The sequence below is a fragment of the Xanthomonas sp. NCPPB 3570 genome, from assembly GCF_056725115.1.
Map to the genome: position 1 here is coordinate 4,081,330 of NZ_CM161513.1, position 14,466 is coordinate 4,095,795.

At 70.4% G+C, this 14,466-nt stretch carries 12 protein-coding genes and 1 other RNA gene; 1 reads left to right on the top strand and 12 read right to left on the bottom strand.

The window, feature by feature from the left end:
* Positions 1-75 precede the first annotated feature (75 nt).
* The 11 genes from AC1PLR_RS17590 to AC1PLR_RS17640 are packed head-to-tail and all read right to left on the bottom strand — an operon-like array spanning position 76 to position 12,667.
* Positions 76-1,017 carry a D-alanine--D-alanine ligase gene (locus AC1PLR_RS17590; protein WP_481101812.1) on the bottom strand — a complete coding sequence of 314 codons (942 nt, stop codon included), beginning with the start codon at positions 1,015-1,017 and terminating at the stop codon, positions 76-78.
* Entirely contained in the window at positions 1,014-2,450 is a 1,437-nt protein-coding gene (gene murC / locus AC1PLR_RS17595; RefSeq protein WP_481101813.1) for a UDP-N-acetylmuramate--L-alanine ligase, read from the bottom strand. The genes AC1PLR_RS17590 and murC overlap by 4 nt, the downstream gene beginning before the upstream one ends.
* Positions 2,447-3,694, bottom strand: coding sequence for an undecaprenyldiphospho-muramoylpentapeptide beta-N-acetylglucosaminyltransferase (murG, locus tag AC1PLR_RS17600; protein ID WP_481101814.1), 1,248 nt, complete (start codon positions 3,692-3,694; stop codon positions 2,447-2,449). The genes murC and murG overlap by 4 nt, the downstream gene beginning before the upstream one ends.
* Entirely contained in the window at positions 3,691-5,010 is a 1,320-nt protein-coding gene (ftsW, locus tag AC1PLR_RS17605; RefSeq protein WP_371183235.1) for a putative lipid II flippase FtsW, read from the bottom strand. The genes murG and ftsW overlap by 4 nt, the downstream gene beginning before the upstream one ends.
* The gene (gene mraY / locus AC1PLR_RS17610) at positions 5,010-6,095 is read right to left on the bottom strand and encodes a phospho-N-acetylmuramoyl-pentapeptide-transferase (RefSeq protein WP_010344435.1); all 1,086 of its coding nucleotides are present in this window, start codon (positions 6,093-6,095) and stop codon (positions 5,010-5,012) included. Before mraY ends, ftsW begins: the two co-directional genes overlap by 1 nt.
* A complete protein-coding gene (locus AC1PLR_RS17615) occupies positions 6,085-7,599 on the bottom strand; it encodes a UDP-N-acetylmuramoyl-tripeptide--D-alanyl-D-alanine ligase (RefSeq protein WP_481101815.1) in 1,515 nt (504 codons plus the stop codon). The genes mraY and AC1PLR_RS17615 overlap by 11 nt, the downstream gene beginning before the upstream one ends.
* Entirely contained in the window at positions 7,596-9,068 is a 1,473-nt protein-coding gene (locus AC1PLR_RS17620; RefSeq protein ID WP_481103632.1) for a UDP-N-acetylmuramoyl-L-alanyl-D-glutamate--2,6-diaminopimelate ligase, read from the bottom strand. The genes AC1PLR_RS17615 and AC1PLR_RS17620 overlap by 4 nt, the downstream gene beginning before the upstream one ends.
* Before the next feature lie 8 nt (positions 9,069-9,076).
* Positions 9,077-10,945 (bottom strand): peptidoglycan D,D-transpeptidase FtsI family protein, encoded by a 1,869-nt coding sequence (locus AC1PLR_RS17625; protein ID WP_481101816.1) that lies wholly within the window; start codon positions 10,943-10,945, stop codon positions 9,077-9,079.
* The gene (gene ftsL, locus AC1PLR_RS17630; RefSeq protein WP_010344441.1) at positions 10,942-11,205 is read right to left on the bottom strand and encodes a cell division protein FtsL; all 264 of its coding nucleotides are present in this window, start codon (positions 11,203-11,205) and stop codon (positions 10,942-10,944) included. The genes AC1PLR_RS17625 and ftsL overlap by 4 nt, the downstream gene beginning before the upstream one ends.
* Entirely contained in the window at positions 11,202-12,251 is a 1,050-nt protein-coding gene (gene rsmH / locus AC1PLR_RS17635) for a 16S rRNA (cytosine(1402)-N(4))-methyltransferase RsmH (RefSeq protein WP_481103633.1), read from the bottom strand. The genes ftsL and rsmH overlap by 4 nt, the downstream gene beginning before the upstream one ends.
* A 14-nt stretch (positions 12,252-12,265) precedes the next feature.
* Positions 12,266-12,667: a division/cell wall cluster transcriptional repressor MraZ gene (locus AC1PLR_RS17640; protein WP_010344444.1), complete on the bottom strand. Its 402-nt coding sequence runs from the start codon at positions 12,665-12,667 to the stop codon at positions 12,266-12,268.
* Between the two features lie 371 nt (positions 12,668-13,038).
* On the opposite strand from AC1PLR_RS17640, the gene AC1PLR_RS17645 reads away from it, so the two are divergent.
* Complete coding sequence (locus AC1PLR_RS17645; protein WP_481101817.1) at positions 13,039-13,824, top strand: NRDE family protein; 786 nt, start codon at positions 13,039-13,041, stop codon at positions 13,822-13,824.
* 232 nt (positions 13,825-14,056) lie between these two features.
* Here AC1PLR_RS17645 and rnpB read toward each other — a convergent pair.
* An RNA gene (gene rnpB, locus AC1PLR_RS17650) (RNase P RNA component class A) lies at positions 14,057-14,423 on the bottom strand.
* Positions 14,424-14,466 lie beyond the last annotated feature (43 nt).

Consider the following 14,466-nt stretch of genomic DNA (forward strand, 5'->3'; position numbering starts at 1 on the left):
GCGCGCAGCAGACCGCGCCGGCAGCGCGCAGCGCCGCTCCTGCGAATCCCCAATCCCGAATCCCTAATCCCGGCTTCACAACGTCTGCTCCAGGATGCGCCAGCACAGGCCGGCGAAATCCACGCCCAGTTGCGCGGCGGCCTTGGGCACCAGCGAGTGGCTGGTCATGCCCGGGGCGGTGTTGACCTCGATCAGTTGCAGGCCGCGCACGCGGTCGCGCATCACGTCCACGCGACCCCAGCCGCTGCAGCCGGCGGCGGCGAAGGCCTGCAGCGCGAGCTGGCGGATCTCGGTCTCGTCCTCGCCTTGCATGCCCGGGCACAGGTACTGGGTATCCTCGGCGATGTACTTGGCGTGGTAGTCGTACCAGTCGCCGGCGGGGACGATGCGGATCGACGGCAGGGCGATGTCGCCGAGGATGCCGACGGTGTATTCCTCGCCCTGCACCATCTGCTCCATCAGCAGTTCGCCGCGGTAGTCGGCGGCGAAGGCGCGCACCGGCGCCAGGTCGGCCTCGGACAGCACGCGGAACACGCCGACGCTGGAGCCTTCGCAGGCCGGCTTGACGAACAGCGGGTAGCCCAGCGCGGCGGCGGCCGCGGCCAGGTCGGCCTGGGCGTCGATGCGGGCGAAGCCCGGGGTCGGCAGGCCGGCGGCGATCCACACCTGCTTGGTGCGGATCTTGTCCAGGGTCAGCGCGCTGCCGAGCACGTCGGGGCCGGTGAACGGCACCTGCAACGCACGCAGCAGGCCCTGCAGCACGCCGTTCTCGCCGTCGCCGCCGTGCAGGATGTTGAACACGCGATCAACCTCGCCGGCGCGGATGCGCTCGAACAAGGCGGGAATGCCATCCACCGGCTGCGCGTCGACGCCGCGACTGCGCAGCGCCTCGAGCACGTTGGCGCCGGAGTTCAGCGACACCTCGCGTTCGCTGGAACTGCCGCCGAGCAACACGGCGACACGACCGAACGCGGCCGGGTCGGTGACGCGCGGCGGCGGCAAGGTCTGCGCGCTCATGCGTCCGCTCCGCCGGCGAAGCCGTGCTGGGCGATGTGCTGGGCGACGTAGCCGATGTCGCCCGCACCCATCATCAGCAGCAGATCGCCGTCCTGCAGCACGTCCGGCAGCACACCGTCGAGTTCGCCGACCTGGCCGACCACCACCGGCTCGCTGCGGCCGCGCGCGCGGATCGCACGCGCCAGCGAGCGCGCGTCTGCGCCCGGGATCGGCGCCTCGCCGGCCGGGTAGACCTCGCTGAGCACCAGCGCGTCCACTTCCGACAGCACCGCGGCGAACGCGTCGAACTGGTCGCGGGTGCGGCTGTAGCGATGCGGCTGGAACGCGACCACCAGGCGCTTGTCCGGCCAGCCGCCGCGGGCGGCGGCGAACACCGCGGCCAGCTCGCGCGGGTGGTGGCCGTAGTCGTCGACCACGCGCACGCGCGCGCCGCCGGCGGTGGTCACTTCGCCCAGATCGTTGAAGCGGCGGCCGATGCCGGCGAAGCTCTGCAGCGCGCTGGCGATCGCTTCCGGCGCCACGCCGAGCTGCCAGCCGATGGCGGCGGCGGCCAGCGCGTTGAGCACGTTGTGCCGGCCCGGCAGCGCCAGGGTCACCGGGATGCTGCTGCCTTCGGGCAGGCGCAGGGTGAAGCGCATGCGCGGGCCATCCTGGACCACGTCCTCGGCGCGCACGTCGGCGTTCTCGCTGAGGCCGTAGCTCATCACGTGGCGCGGCGTCTTCGCTGCCAGCGCGGCCACTTCCGGATCGTCGATGCACAGCACCGCCAGGCCGTAGAACGGCAGGCGCTGCAGGAACTCGGCGAATGCGGCCTGGACCCGGGCGAAGTCGTTGCCGTAGTTCTCCAGGTGATCGGCATCGATGTTGGTGATGACCGAGATCAGCGGGTTCAGGCGCAGGAAGCTGCCGTCGCTCTCGTCGGCCTCGGCCACCAGCCACTGGCCGCCGCCGAGCTTGGCGTTGGCGCCGGCGGCGAGCAGTTGCCCGCCGATCACGAAGGTCGGGTCCAGCCCGCCTTCGCTGAGCACCGCCGCGGCCAGGCTGGTGGTGGTGGTCTTGCCATGGGTACCGGCCACCGCGATGCCGCGGCGGAAGCGCATCAGTTCGGCGAGCATCGCCGCGCGCGGCATGATCGGAATGCGCTGGCTGCGCGCTTCCATCAGTTCCGGGTTGTCCTCGCGGATCGCGCTGGACACCACCACGCAGTCGGTGCCGAGCACGTTGGCCGCCGAGTGCCCGCGCATCACCCGTGCGCCGAGCTTGACCAGGCGCCGGGTCGCCGCGTTGTCGGCGTTGTCCGAGCCGGAGACCTCATAGCCCAGCGTCAGCATGACCTCGGCGATGCCGCTCATGCCGGTACCGCCGATGCCGACGAAGTGCACGCGCGGGAACGCGCGGACCAGATCGCCGGTGTCGTGGAGGCGGCGAATCATTGCTGGCCTCCTGCGGAGGCGGGATTCGGGAATCGGGATTCGGGATTCGGGAAAAGCGAAGCGCTGGCGGCGATCCGCGCCTGCCGCGTGTTCGTGTCTGCGTGTGTCACTGCGTGATTCTGCCCTTGATTGTGCTTGTACCCATTCCCCATTCCCGGTTCTCCATTCCCGGCTTCTTCCATAACGATGTCCGCAATCCGCTCGGCCGCATCCGGCTTGGCCAGTTGGCGCGCGGCCTCGGCCATGGCCAGGCGCTGCGCCGGCTGCGCCAGCAGGTCGCGCAGCACGCGCTGCAGGTGGCCGGCGAGCGCGTCGTCCTGCTTCAGCAGCACGGCGGCGCCGCGCTCGACCAGGTATTCGGCGTTGCGGGTCTGGTGGTCGTCGACGGCGGCGGCGAACGGCACCAGCACGCTGCCGATGCCGACCGCGCACAGTTCGGCCAGGGTCGAGGCGCCGGCGCGGCACACCACCAGGTCGGCCCAGGCGTAGGCGGCGGCCATGTCGCCGATGAAGGCTTCGACGCTGGCGGCGACGCCGGCGTCGGCGTAGGCGCGCGCGGCTTCCTCGCGCAGCGCTTCGCCGCACTGGTGGCGCACCTCGACGGCCACGCCGAGCGCGGCCAGCGCCTGCGGCAGCGCCTGGTTGAGCACGCGCGCGCCCTGGCTGCCGCCCAGCACCAGCAGCCGCGGCGCGCCATGGCGCGCAGCCAGGCGCTGCGCCGGCGGCGCCAGTGCGGCGATCTCGGCGCGCACCGGATTGCCCACCGCTTCCTCGCGCGTGGCGAAGCTGCCGGGGAAGCCGGTCAGCACGCGCCGCGCGACCCGCGCCAGCACCTTGTTGGTCAGGCCCGGCGCGCGGTTCTGCTCGTGCACCAGCAGCGGCAGCTTGAGCAGCCGCGCGGCCAGACCGCCGGGGCCGGCGGCGAAGCCACCGAAGCTGATCACCGCCCGCGGCGCCCGCCGGCGCAGCACGAAGCCGGCGGCGCGCACCGCGCGCATCACCCGCACCGGCGCGCCGAACAGGGCCAGCGCGCCCTTGCCGCGCAGCCCGCCGATCTCGATCGTATCCAGCTCGATGCCGTGCTCCGGCACCAGCCGCGTTTCCATGCGCCCGGCCGCGCCCAGCCACACCACCGGCACGCCGCGCGCGCGCAGCACCTTGGCCACGGCCAGCGCGGGGAAGATGTGCCCGCCGGTGCCGCCGGCGAGGATCATCACCGGACGATCGCCCTGCACCGCGCTCATCCGAGCCTCCCGAAGGTGGGTTCGACCCGCGGCTGCATGCGGCTGGTGCCGCGCCCCGGGGTGCCCTGGATCGCCGCGGCGACCGCGCTGGCGCTGGCCTCGCGTGCGGCCTGCAGGTCCTCGGCGTTGTCCACGGTCTGCTTGACCGGCATCGCCGCATCGCTGCGCACCAGCGCCACCTGGCGCTCGGCGCGGTTGAGCTCGTAGGACACGCGCAGCAGCAGGCCCATCGCCGCGCAGGTCATCAGCACGCTGGAGCCGCCGGCGGAGATCAGCGGCAGGGTCAGGCCCTTGGTCGGCAGGATGCCCAGGTTGACGCCGACCGAGACGAAGCTCTGCAGGCTGATCCACAGGCCGATGCCGAAGGCGATGTAGCCGGAGAAGTGGCGCTTCATCTCCACGCAGCGCATGCCCAGCCAGAACGCGCGGCCGACCAGCAGCGCGTACAGCGAGATGATCAGGCACACGCCGACGAAGCCCAGTTCCTCGGCGATGACCGAGAAGATGAAGTCGGTGTGCGCTTCCGGCAGGTAGTTGAGCTTCTGCACCGAACCGCCCAGACCGACCCCGAACAGTTCGCCGCGGCCCACCGCCATCAACGCGTTGGACAACTGGTAGCCGGAGCCGAGCTGGTCGGCCCACGGATCCAGGAACGAAGTGATGCGGCGCAGGCGGTACGGCTCGAGGATCGCGATGAAGGCGAACACCGGCAGGCCGATCACGATCGGCATCGACATGCGCGGCAGGTTCACCCCGCCAAGCACCAGCATGCCAGCGGTGATCGCCAGCAGCAGCGTGGAGGAGCCGAAGTCCGGCTGCAGCAGCAGCAGGCCGACCAGCGCCACCGCCACGCCCAGCGGCTTGAGCATCGCCGGCCAGGTCGCGTTGACCTCGTCGCGGAAGCGCACCAGGTAGCTGGACAGCCACACGATGTACAGCACCTTCACCGCTTCCACGGTCTGGAAGCGCGAGATGCCCAGGTTGATCCAGCGCCGCGCGCCGTTGACGGTGCTGCCCAGGCCGGGCACGAACACCACCAGCAGCAGGCCGAAGCAGGCCAGCAGCAGCAACTGGTTGTACTGCTCGATGTTCTTCAGCTCGGTGCGCATCGCCCAGAACGCCAGGCCGATGCCGCCGGCCAGGAACAGCAGGTGGCGGCTCAGGTAGTAGAACGGGCTGGTGGTCAGTTCGATCGAGCTGGAGCCGACCATCACCACGCCCAGCGACGCCAGCGCCACCGCGGCGCCGAGCAGCCACGGGTCGTAGCGGCCACCGATGGCCTCCAGGCGGGTCGCTTGGCGGGCAGCGTCGTTCATCAGCGCACCTTCAACGTGGCCAGGCCGACCAGCACCAGCACCACCGAAATGATCCAGAAGCGCACGATCACCCGCGGCTCCGGCCAGCCCTTCAGCTCGAAGTGGTGGTGGATCGGCGCCATGCGGAACACGCGCTTGCCGGTGAGCTTGAACGAGGCGACCTGGATCATCACCGACAGGGTCTCGATGACGAACACGCCGCCCATGATCACCAGCACCAGTTCCTGGCGCACGATCACCGCGATGGTGCCGAGCACCGCGCCCAGCGCCAGCGCGCCGATGTCGCCCATGAACACCATCGCCGGATAGGTGTTGAACCACAGGAAGCCCAGGCCCGCACCGGCGATCGCCGCGCAGATGATGATCAGTTCGCCGGCGCCGGGAATCGTGGGAATCTTCAGGTAGGCGGAGAACACCGCGTTGCCCGACGCATAGGCGAACACGCCCAGCGCGCAGGCCACCAGCACGGTCGGCATGATCGCCAGGCCGTCCAGGCCGTCGGTCAGGTTGACCGCGTTGGAGAAGCCGACGATCCAGAAATAGGCGATGGCGACGAAGCTGATCCCGGCCAGCGGCAGCGCGATCGACTTGAACATCGGAATGTAGAAGGTGATCGCCGCCGGCACGTCGGCGGTGTAGTACAGGAACAGGCCGGCGGCCAGGCCGAAGATCGACTGCAGCAGGTACTTCCAGCGCGACTTCAGCCCGTTCGGGTCGCGGCGCACAATCTTGATCCAGTCGTCGTACCAGCCGATCACGCCGAACGCCAGCATCACCGCCAGCACCAGCCACACGTAGCGGTTGCGCAGGTCGCCCCACAGCAGCACCGACAGCAGCACGGTGAGCAGGATCAGCGAGCCGCCCATGGTCGGGGTGCCGGCCTTGGAGAAGTGGGTCTGCGGGCCGTCCTGGCGGATCGGCTGGCCGCCCTTGAACTGCGCCAGCTTGCGGATCACCGCCGGGCCCAGCCACAGCGACAGGAACAGCGAGGTCAGCGCCGCGAGGATGCCGCGGAAGGTCAGATAGCCGAACAGCCCGAACATGCTTTCGAGCTGCTGCAGCCAGCGGGCGAGTTCAAGCAGCATGCGGCGCCTCCTGTGCCTGGTTCAGCAGCGCGCGAACCACGGTGTCCATGGCGCTGCCGCGCGAGCCCTTGACGAGGAGCGTGGCCGGGGCCGGCTGGAGCGCGCCATGCGACGGCGCGCCGGTGTTCTCATGCATGTGCTTGAATTCCTGCTCTTGATCCTGCTCTTGCCGATTCCCGGTTCCCGATTCCCGATTCCCGGCCACCGCCGCCAAGTCGCGCTGCAGCGCCTCGATCAGCGCCGCATGGCTGTCGAACACCCGGCCGTTCTCGCCGAAGGCCTGCGCGGCGTGGGCGCTGAGCGGGCCGAGCGCGTACAGCCGGGTCAGCCCGGCGTCGCGCGCGCGGCGCCCGCCGCTGGCGTGCAGGGCTGCGGCGTCGGCGCCGAGTTCGCGCATGTCGCCGAGCACCAGCCAGCGCTCGCCGCCGGCCGCGGCCAGGGCATCGATCGCCGCGGCCAGCGAGCCGGGGTTGGCGTTGTAGCTGTCGTCGATCAGCACCGCGCCGTCGGGCAGCGTGTGGGTGATCTGCCGGCCGGGAACCGGCTGCACCTGCGCCAGGCCGGCGGCGATGCGCGCCGGGGCCACATCCAGCGCCAGCGCCAGCGCGGCGGCGGCCAGGGCGTTCTGCAGGTTGTGCCGGCCCGGCAGCGGCAGCGTCGCCTCGACGTCACCGCGCGGCGTGGTCAGCACGAACTGGGTGCGGTCGGCGGCCATGCGGATCTGCGCGGCACCGACCTCGGCGCCCGGCTGCAGGCCGAAGCGCAGCACCTGCGGCCGCGCCTCGCCGGTCGGCAGGCGCTGCTCGAACCACAGACCGAAGGCGTCGTCGGCATTGATCACCGCGGTGCCGTCGGCCTGCAGCGCGGTGTAGATCGCGCCCTTGGTCTGCGCCACGCCCAGCAGGCTGCCCAAGCGCTCCAGGTGCGCAGCGGCGATGTTGTTGACCAGCGACACCTGCGGCGGCGCAATGTCGGTGAGATAGGCGATGTCGCCCGGCTTGCCGGCGCCCATTTCGTAGATCGCGTAGTCGGCGTCGTCCGGCGCCTCGATCACCGCCAGCGGCAGGCCGATCTCGTTGTTGCGGTTGCCGGGGTTGGCGTAGACGCTGCCGCCGTCGATGCGGCAGGCATGCTGCAGGATCGCCAGCAGCAGCGCCTTGACGCTGGTCTTGCCGTTGCTGCCGGTGATCGCGGCCACGCGGGTGGCGCGGCCACGCTGCATGCCAGCGGCGATCCGCGCTAGCGCCAGTTGGGTGTCGGCGACGACGATCTGCGGCAGTTCGATCTGCGGCTGCACGCGCTCCACCAGCAGCGCGCTGGCACCACGCGCAGCGGCGTCGGCGACGAAGGCGTGGCCGTCGAAACGCTCGCCGCGCAGCGCCACGTACAGGCTGCCGGCAGCCAGGCTGCGGGTGTCGTGGCTGATCGCGTCGATCGCCACGTCGTCGCCATGCAGTTCGGCGCCGGCCCAGTGCGCGATCATCGACAACGGCAGACGCTTCATCGGGCCGCCTCCGTCGCATGCGCGCGCAGGGCGTGCGCGGCGACTTCGGTGTCGTCGAACGCATGGCGCACGCCGGCGATCTCCTGGTACGGCTCGTGGCCCTTGCCGGCGATCAGCACGATGTCCTCGGCGCCGGCGTCGGCGACCGCCATGGCGATGGCCTGCGCGCGGTCGCGCTGCACCTGCACCGCCTGCATGCCGTCGAAGCCGGCCAGGATGTCGGCGACGATGGCATCGCCGTCCTCACCACGCGGGTTGTCGTCGGTGACCACCACGCGCTCGGCCAGGCGCTGCGCGATCGCCGCCATCTGCGGGCGCTTGCCGGTGTCGCGCTCGCCGCCACAGCCGAACACGCAGGTGATGCGGCCCTGCGCGTGCGCGCGCAGGCTCTGCAGCGCCTGCTCCAGCGCGTCGGGGGTGTGTGCGTAATCGACCACCACCAGCGGCTGCGCGCCATCGCCGCCGAGGCGGTTCATGCGCCCGCGGATCGGCTGCAGTTGCGCCAGGGTGGCGGCGATGCGCACCGGCGCCACGTCCAGCGCATGCAGCGCGCCGGCCACGGCCAGCAGGTTGTCGACGTTGAAACGGCCCAGCAACGGCGACTGCAGCGGATGCCGCTCCTCGCCGATCGCCAGGGTGAAGCCGATGCCGCGCGCGTCCAGGCGCAGCGCCTCGGCGCGCACCTCGGCGCCGTCCTGGCCGCGCGAGCTGACCGCGATGCGACGCAGCGCCGGATCCAGCGTGCCCAGCAGCTCGCGGCCGAACGCATCGTCCAGGTTGACTACCGCCGACTTCAGCCCCGGCGTGGCGAACAGGCGCGCCTTGGCCGCGCCGTAACTGGCCATGTCGCCGTGATAGTCGAGATGGTCGCGGGTGAGATTGGTGAACACCGCCACGTCGAAATGCACCGCATCCACGCGGCCCTGGTCGAGCGCGTGCGAACTGACTTCCATCGCCACCGCCTGTGCGCCAGCGTCGCGCAACTGCGCCAGCAGCGCGTGCAGCGGCAGCACCAACGGCGTGGTGAAGCCGGTCGGCTGCACCTGCCCGTACAGGCCGGCGCCGAGCGTGCCGATGCTGCCGCTGCGCGTGCCCAGCAGGTGCCAGGCCTGCGTCAGCAACTGCACGGTGGAGGTCTTGCCGTTGGTGCCGGTGACCCCGACCATGGTCATGGTCTGCGACGGATGGCCGTGGAACTGGTCGGCCATCGCGCCCATGCGCGCGCGCAGGCCGGGGACTGCGATCGCGTCGGCCGGCGCCGGCAGTTCGGCCGGCGCCGGCGGGTCGTACAGCACCGCGACCGCGCCGTTGGCACGCGCCTGCTCGACGAAGCCCAGGCCGTGCGCGCCGAAGCCGGCGATCGCCACGAAGGCATCGCCCGGGCGCACCGCGCGGCTGTCCATGACCAGCCCGGACACCTGCACGTCGTGCGCCAGCGCCACGCCCGGCAGCAGTTGCGACAGCGACATCGCGCGGGTCACTGGCGGGTCTCCTGCAGCGGCGCCGGCAACGCGGCCGGCGCTGGCGGCGCCACCGCGCGCGCGCTGGGCAGCGCGGCATCGACCTCGGCGGCGGCGTCGGGCACGGTGGCCGGATCCGGTTCCACCGGCGCCGCCGGCGGCGCATGGCCGCTCTTGCCGGCGGCCTGCGCGGCCAGCCACGACTGGATGTCGTCCGGCGGCACGTCCATCAGGCGCAGCGCGCCTTCCATCACGTTGTGGAACACCGGCGCCGAGACCAGGCCGCCGTAGTACTTGGCGCCCTGCGGGTCGTTGATGACGATGACCGTGGCGAAGCGCGGGTTGCTCGCCGGCACCAGGCCCGCGAACAGCGCGTTGTAGTGGCCGCGCTCGTAGCCGCCGGGGCCGGCCTTGCGCGCGGTGCCGGTCTTGCCGGCGACGTGGTAGCCCAGGATCGCCGCGCCCTTGGCGCCGCCCTGGGTGACCACCGTCTCCATCATCGCCACCACTTCCTTGGAGATCGCCGGGTCCAGCACCTGCTTGCTGTCCTCGTGCTGGCCCTTGACGAAGGTCGGGGTCACCAGGCGCCCGCCGTTGCCCAGCGCGCAATAGGCGCGGGCGATCTGCAGCGGCGTCACCGACAGGCCGTAGCCGTAGGACATGGTGGTCTTGGACGAACCGCTCCAGCGCGCCGGCGACGGGAACACGCCGGCCGATTCGCCGGGAAAGCCGCTGTGCGGGGAGCTGCCGTAGCCGTAGCTGTGGACCTGGTCGTAGAAGGTCTGGTCCGGCAGCTTGGCCGCGATCTTGGCCGCGCCGATGTTGGAGCTGCGGGTGATCACCCCGGTCACGGTCAGCACGCCGTTGTTGCGCGGCACGTCCTTGATGGTGAAGCGGCCCACCGACATGTAGCCGGGGTTGGTGTCGATCAGCGTGTCCTTGGTCACCACCCCGGCCTTGAGCGCGGTGGAGATGGTCAGCGGCTTCATCGTCGAGCCCGGCTCGACCAGGTCGGTGACCGCGCGGTTGCGGCGCACGTCCGGGTTGACCCCGTTGACCGCATTGGGGTTGTAGGTCGGCAGGTTGACCATGGCCAGGATCTCGCCGGTGGCCACGTCCATGATCACGATCGAGCCGCCGGCGGCCTTGTTCTCGACCAGCGCGTTGCGCAGTTCCTTGTAGGCCAGGAACTGGATGCGGCGGTCGATGCTCAGGGTCAGGTCCTTGCCCGGCTGCGCCGGCTTGACCAGGTCGATGCTCTCGACGATCGCGCCCTTGCGGTCGCGGATCACCCGCTTGGCGCCCGGCTTGCCGCGCAGCCAGGAATCAAACGCCAGCTCCAACCCTTCCTGGCCGCGGTCGTCGATATTGGTGAAGCCCAGCACGTGCGCCATCGCTTCGCCCTGCGGGTAGAAGCGGCGGAATTCGCGCTGCGAGAACACGCCGGGGATGCCCAGCGCGACCACCGCATGCGCTTTGTCCGGATTGATCCGGCGCTTGAGGTACATGAACTCCTTGTCCGCCTTCTGCGACAGCTTGGCGGTGAGTTCGTCGACCGGCAGCTCCAGCGCCTGCGCCAGCTGCGGGATGCGGTCGGGGCTGCGCAGCAGCTCCTGCGGATTGACCCAGATCGACTCCACCGGCGTGGACACCGCCAGCGGCTCGCCATTGCGGTCGGTGATCATGCCGCGCGAGGTGGCGATCGGCAGTTCGCGCAGGTAGCGCGCTTCGCCCTGGCGCTGGTAGAAGTCGCTGTTGATCAGCTGCACGTAGGCCGCACGGCCGATCAGCGTCACCGAACACAGGCCCAGCGCCGCGCCGACCAGCGCCAGGCGGCCGCGCAGGTTGAAGTTGCTGCGGGGGCGGTTGCGGCCGGTCTTGTTCACGGGCGCACCACCACGATGTCGCCGGTCTCGGGGAACTTCATTCCCAGCCGCTCGCGCGCGACCTGGTCGACGCGATTGCTCTCGGCCCAGGTCGCCTGCTCCAGCTGCAGCCGGCCGAACTCGATGTTCAGCTCATCGCGGTTGTGCTCCAGCCGCGACAGCTCCACGAACAACTGGCGATGGCGGTGGCGCATGTACACCACCCCGATCGCCGAGGCGATGGTGCAGGCGAGCAGCACGAGCAGCAGCAGCCGGCTCATTGGGCGTCTCCTTGCGGAGACGCCGGGATTGGGGATTCGGGATTCGGGATTCGTCGGGCGCGCTCTTCCAATCCCGAATCCCGAATCCCCAATCCCAGCTTCTCAGCCACCCGCAGCACCGCGCTGCGCGCGCGCGGGTTGACCGCCAGTTCGTCGGCGTCGGCCTTGATCGCGCCACCGTGCAGGCGCAGGGTCGGCACGAAGGTCGTGGCCTCCGGCAGGCGGCGGTTGCTCGGCGGGGCCTTGGCGTGGCGCTGCATGAACTGCTTGACGATGCGGTCTTCCAGCGAGTGGAAGCTGATCACCGCCAGGCGGCCGCCGGGCTTGAGCCGGGCCAGCGCCGCGTCCAGGCCGGTTTCCAGATCGGCCAGTTCGCGGTTGATGTGGATGCGGATGGCCTGGAAGCTGCGCGTGGCCGGATGGGTCTTGCTGTCGCCGCGCGGCATCACGCTGGCGATCAGGTCGGCCAGTTCGGCGGTGCGGGTCAGCGGCTGCTTCTCGCGGCGGGCGACGATGGCGCGGGCGATGCGCCGGCTCTGCCGCTCTTCGCCGTAGGTCCACAGCACGTCGGCGATCTCGCGCTCCTCGGCGCGCGCTAGCCACTGCGCCGCGCTCTCGCCGGCATCCGGGTCCATGCGCATGTCCAGCGGGCCGTCCTTGCCGAAGGAGAAGCCACGTGCGGCCACGTCCAGCTGCGGCGAGGACACGCCCAGGTCGAACAGCACCCCGTCCAGGGCGGTGGCGGCGTCCCACTGGCCCAGTTCGGCGAAGCTGCCGCGATGGATGGACACGCGCGCGTCGGCGCCGAACGCTTGTTCGGCTTCGGCGATCGCCTCGGGGTCCTTGTCCATCACCAGCAGCCGGCCTCCTGGGCCGAGTTTGTGCAGCACCCCGCGCGCGTGTCCGCCACGCCCGAACGTGCCATCCAGATAGATTCCGTTTTCGATCACCTGCAGCCCGTCCAGGACCTGCGCGAACAACACCGGCACATGCGCCGCCGATGGTTGCGACACCGGGAGGTGACCGGCCTGCGCCTGTCCGCGCATCCGGACACCCCGACTCACAACTTCAGATCGAGCAATCCATCGCCCAGATCCTCGTCAGACAACGTCTGCTGGATCAGTGCGCGATGAGCCTGCTCGCTCCACAGTTCGAACTTGTCGCCCATGCCCAACAGCACGGCGCGCTTTTCAATGCCCACCGCGGCGCGATGGCTCGGCGGAATGGTGATGCGGGCGTTGGCGTCCAGCTCCAGCGCCGCCGACGAACCCACCAGCTTCTGCTGCAGGACCCGCACCACGCGCTGGGTGTTGGGCTTGGCCATGACGTCGTCACGGACCCGCTCCCACTCCTTCTCCGCATACAGCCACAGGCAGCCGGCCTCGAACGGGTTGTAGGTCAGCACCAGCCGATTGCCGCTCACGCGCGCGACGAGGTCGCGGTACGCGGTGGGAACCGCCATACGCCCCTTGTCGTCCACAGTGATTGCGGTCTCGCCCTGAAACACGACGCCTGCACCTTTCCGAATCCGCCTGGGCGGTCATTGAACCACGAAAAACCACAAAAAACCCGGTTTCCCCTCAAGTGCCCACCTTAGCAGCGCGCAACGGGTTGTCAACAACTTTGCGAGCGGCAAATCGCTAGCGGGATCAATGGTTTGCAACGATCTTTAGAGACTTGTTCAAGGCTTATCCACAAGTTACTGTTTCGTCTCAAATTTTGAGATTGAACGGAAATTCAGGCCTGTGTAGGGGGTGTTAAGGCGGTCGTCACCGGCCGTCGACATTGCGCCTGGGCTCGCCTCGCGTTGCGCAAGCGCGCACACTGCCGGGCATGTGTCTGGTCGTTCTCGCGCACGCTGCGCACCCGCGATGGCGCTTGCTGCTGGTCGGCAACCGCGACGAATTCCACGCCCGCCCGACCGCGCCGCTGCAGCGCTGGCCGGCCCCGGCGCAGCGCCTGCTGGCCGGGCGCGACCTGCGCTCCGGCGGCACCTGGGTGGGACTGGACACCACCGGCCGCTGCGCCGTGGTCACCAACGTGCGCGACCCGCTGGCGTTGATGTCCGGCGCCTCGCGCGGCGCCCTGATCGCCGATTACCTGACCGGCGAACAGCCGGCCGCCGGCTTCGCCGACGCGCTGGCGGCGCGCGCCGACGCCTACCCGCCGTTCAACCTGCTGCTGGCCGATGCCGCCGGCGCCGCCTACGTCGGCAATCACCCGCCCGGCCGCAGCGCCCTGGCGCCCGGCGTGCACGGCATGTCCAACGGTGCGCTGGACGCGCCCTGGCCCAAGACCCGGCGCCTGCGCGCGGCCGTGACCGCCTGGATCGCCGCCGGCGACGACGACCTGGCGCCGCTGTGGCGGGCGCTGGCCGACGAGACCCTGGCCGATCCGGCCGACCTGCCCGACACCGGCGTCGGCCCGGACCTGGAACGGCGGCTGTCGCCGGCCTTCATCCGTGGCAGCGAGTACGGCACCCGCGCCAGCACCATCGTCGCGGTGGATGCCGCCGGGCACGGCTGGATCCATGAGCGCCGGTTTGGTCCCGATGGGGTGTTCCTGGGGGAGACGCGGCTGGAGAACCGGGACGTGGAGGCGGACGCCGGGAAGCAGTGACGCCTGCGCTCAGGCATCGATCCTGCCGGCGGTGGCGTGGTGGAACAGCGCTGGCCCGTCGAGTGGCTGCAGTCGGGACTGAAGTCCCTCCCATAAGGGAAACACGGCGACGGCGGAGGGAAGCAACATGGAGACGGCGACCAGCCGGGATCCATGACGCCGCCGGCGTCAGCACCTGACAGGCGAGCGGGACAGTCGAGCGAGCGGCGCAGCGCGTCTGGAAAAGAAAAAGTGGCGGAGCCGGCCGATAAGCCGGGTTCTGTCGTGGACAGTCATTCTTCTAGGCGCACCGTCACCGGTACGCTCAAGCAACCTACCCGGACCCGACGCGGGCCGCGCCATGAGGTCCCTATTTGGTCTTGCTCCAGGTGGGGTTTGCCGTGCCGGTCCGTTACCGGACTCGCGGTGCGCTCTTACCGCACCATTTCACCCTTACCGGCCTGCTTGCGCAGACGTAGGCGGTATCTTTCTGTTGCACTAGTCCGTCGGCTCGCGCCGCCCAGGCGTTACCTGGCACCTTGCCCTATGGAGCCCGGACTTTCCTCGGCATCCCGCCGCACCGAAATGCGCTGGGATGACGCGACTGTCTGGCCGGCTCCGCCGCGGGCATTGTCGCATGGCTGTAGGAATAAATTCCCAATT

Excerpts from the sequence above, each read along its gene's own strand:
- mraY (WP_010344435.1), bottom strand. The coding sequence starts at position 6,095 with ATGCTGCTTGAACTCGCCCGCTGGCTGCAGCAGCTCGAAAGCATGTTC.
- AC1PLR_RS17645 (WP_481101817.1), top strand. The coding sequence starts at position 13,039 with ATGTGTCTGGTCGTTCTCGCGCACGCTGCGCACCCGCGATGGCGCTTG.
- ftsL (WP_010344441.1), bottom strand. The coding sequence starts at position 11,205 with ATGAGCCGGCTGCTGCTGCTCGTGCTGCTCGCCTGCACCATCGCCTCG.
- AC1PLR_RS17640 (WP_010344444.1), bottom strand. The coding sequence starts at position 12,667 with ATGGCGGTTCCCACCGCGTACCGCGACCTCGTCGCGCGCGTGAGCGGC.
- murG (WP_481101814.1), bottom strand. The coding sequence starts at position 3,694 with ATGAGCGCGGTGCAGGGCGATCGTCCGGTGATGATCCTCGCCGGCGGC.
- AC1PLR_RS17620 (WP_481103632.1), bottom strand. The coding sequence starts at position 9,068 with ATGTCGCTGTCGCAACTGCTGCCGGGCGTGGCGCTGGCGCACGACGTG.
- murC (WP_481101813.1), bottom strand. The coding sequence starts at position 2,450 with ATGATTCGCCGCCTCCACGACACCGGCGATCTGGTCCGCGCGTTCCCG.
- AC1PLR_RS17590 (WP_481101812.1), bottom strand. The coding sequence starts at position 1,017 with ATGAGCGCGCAGACCTTGCCGCCGCCGCGCGTCACCGACCCGGCCGCG.
- rsmH (WP_481103633.1), bottom strand. The coding sequence starts at position 12,251 with ATGCGCGGACAGGCGCAGGCCGGTCACCTCCCGGTGTCGCAACCATCG.
- ftsW (WP_371183235.1), bottom strand. The coding sequence starts at position 5,010 with ATGAACGACGCTGCCCGCCAAGCGACCCGCCTGGAGGCCATCGGTGGC.
- AC1PLR_RS17615 (WP_481101815.1), bottom strand. The coding sequence starts at position 7,599 with ATGAAGCGTCTGCCGTTGTCGATGATCGCGCACTGGGCCGGCGCCGAA.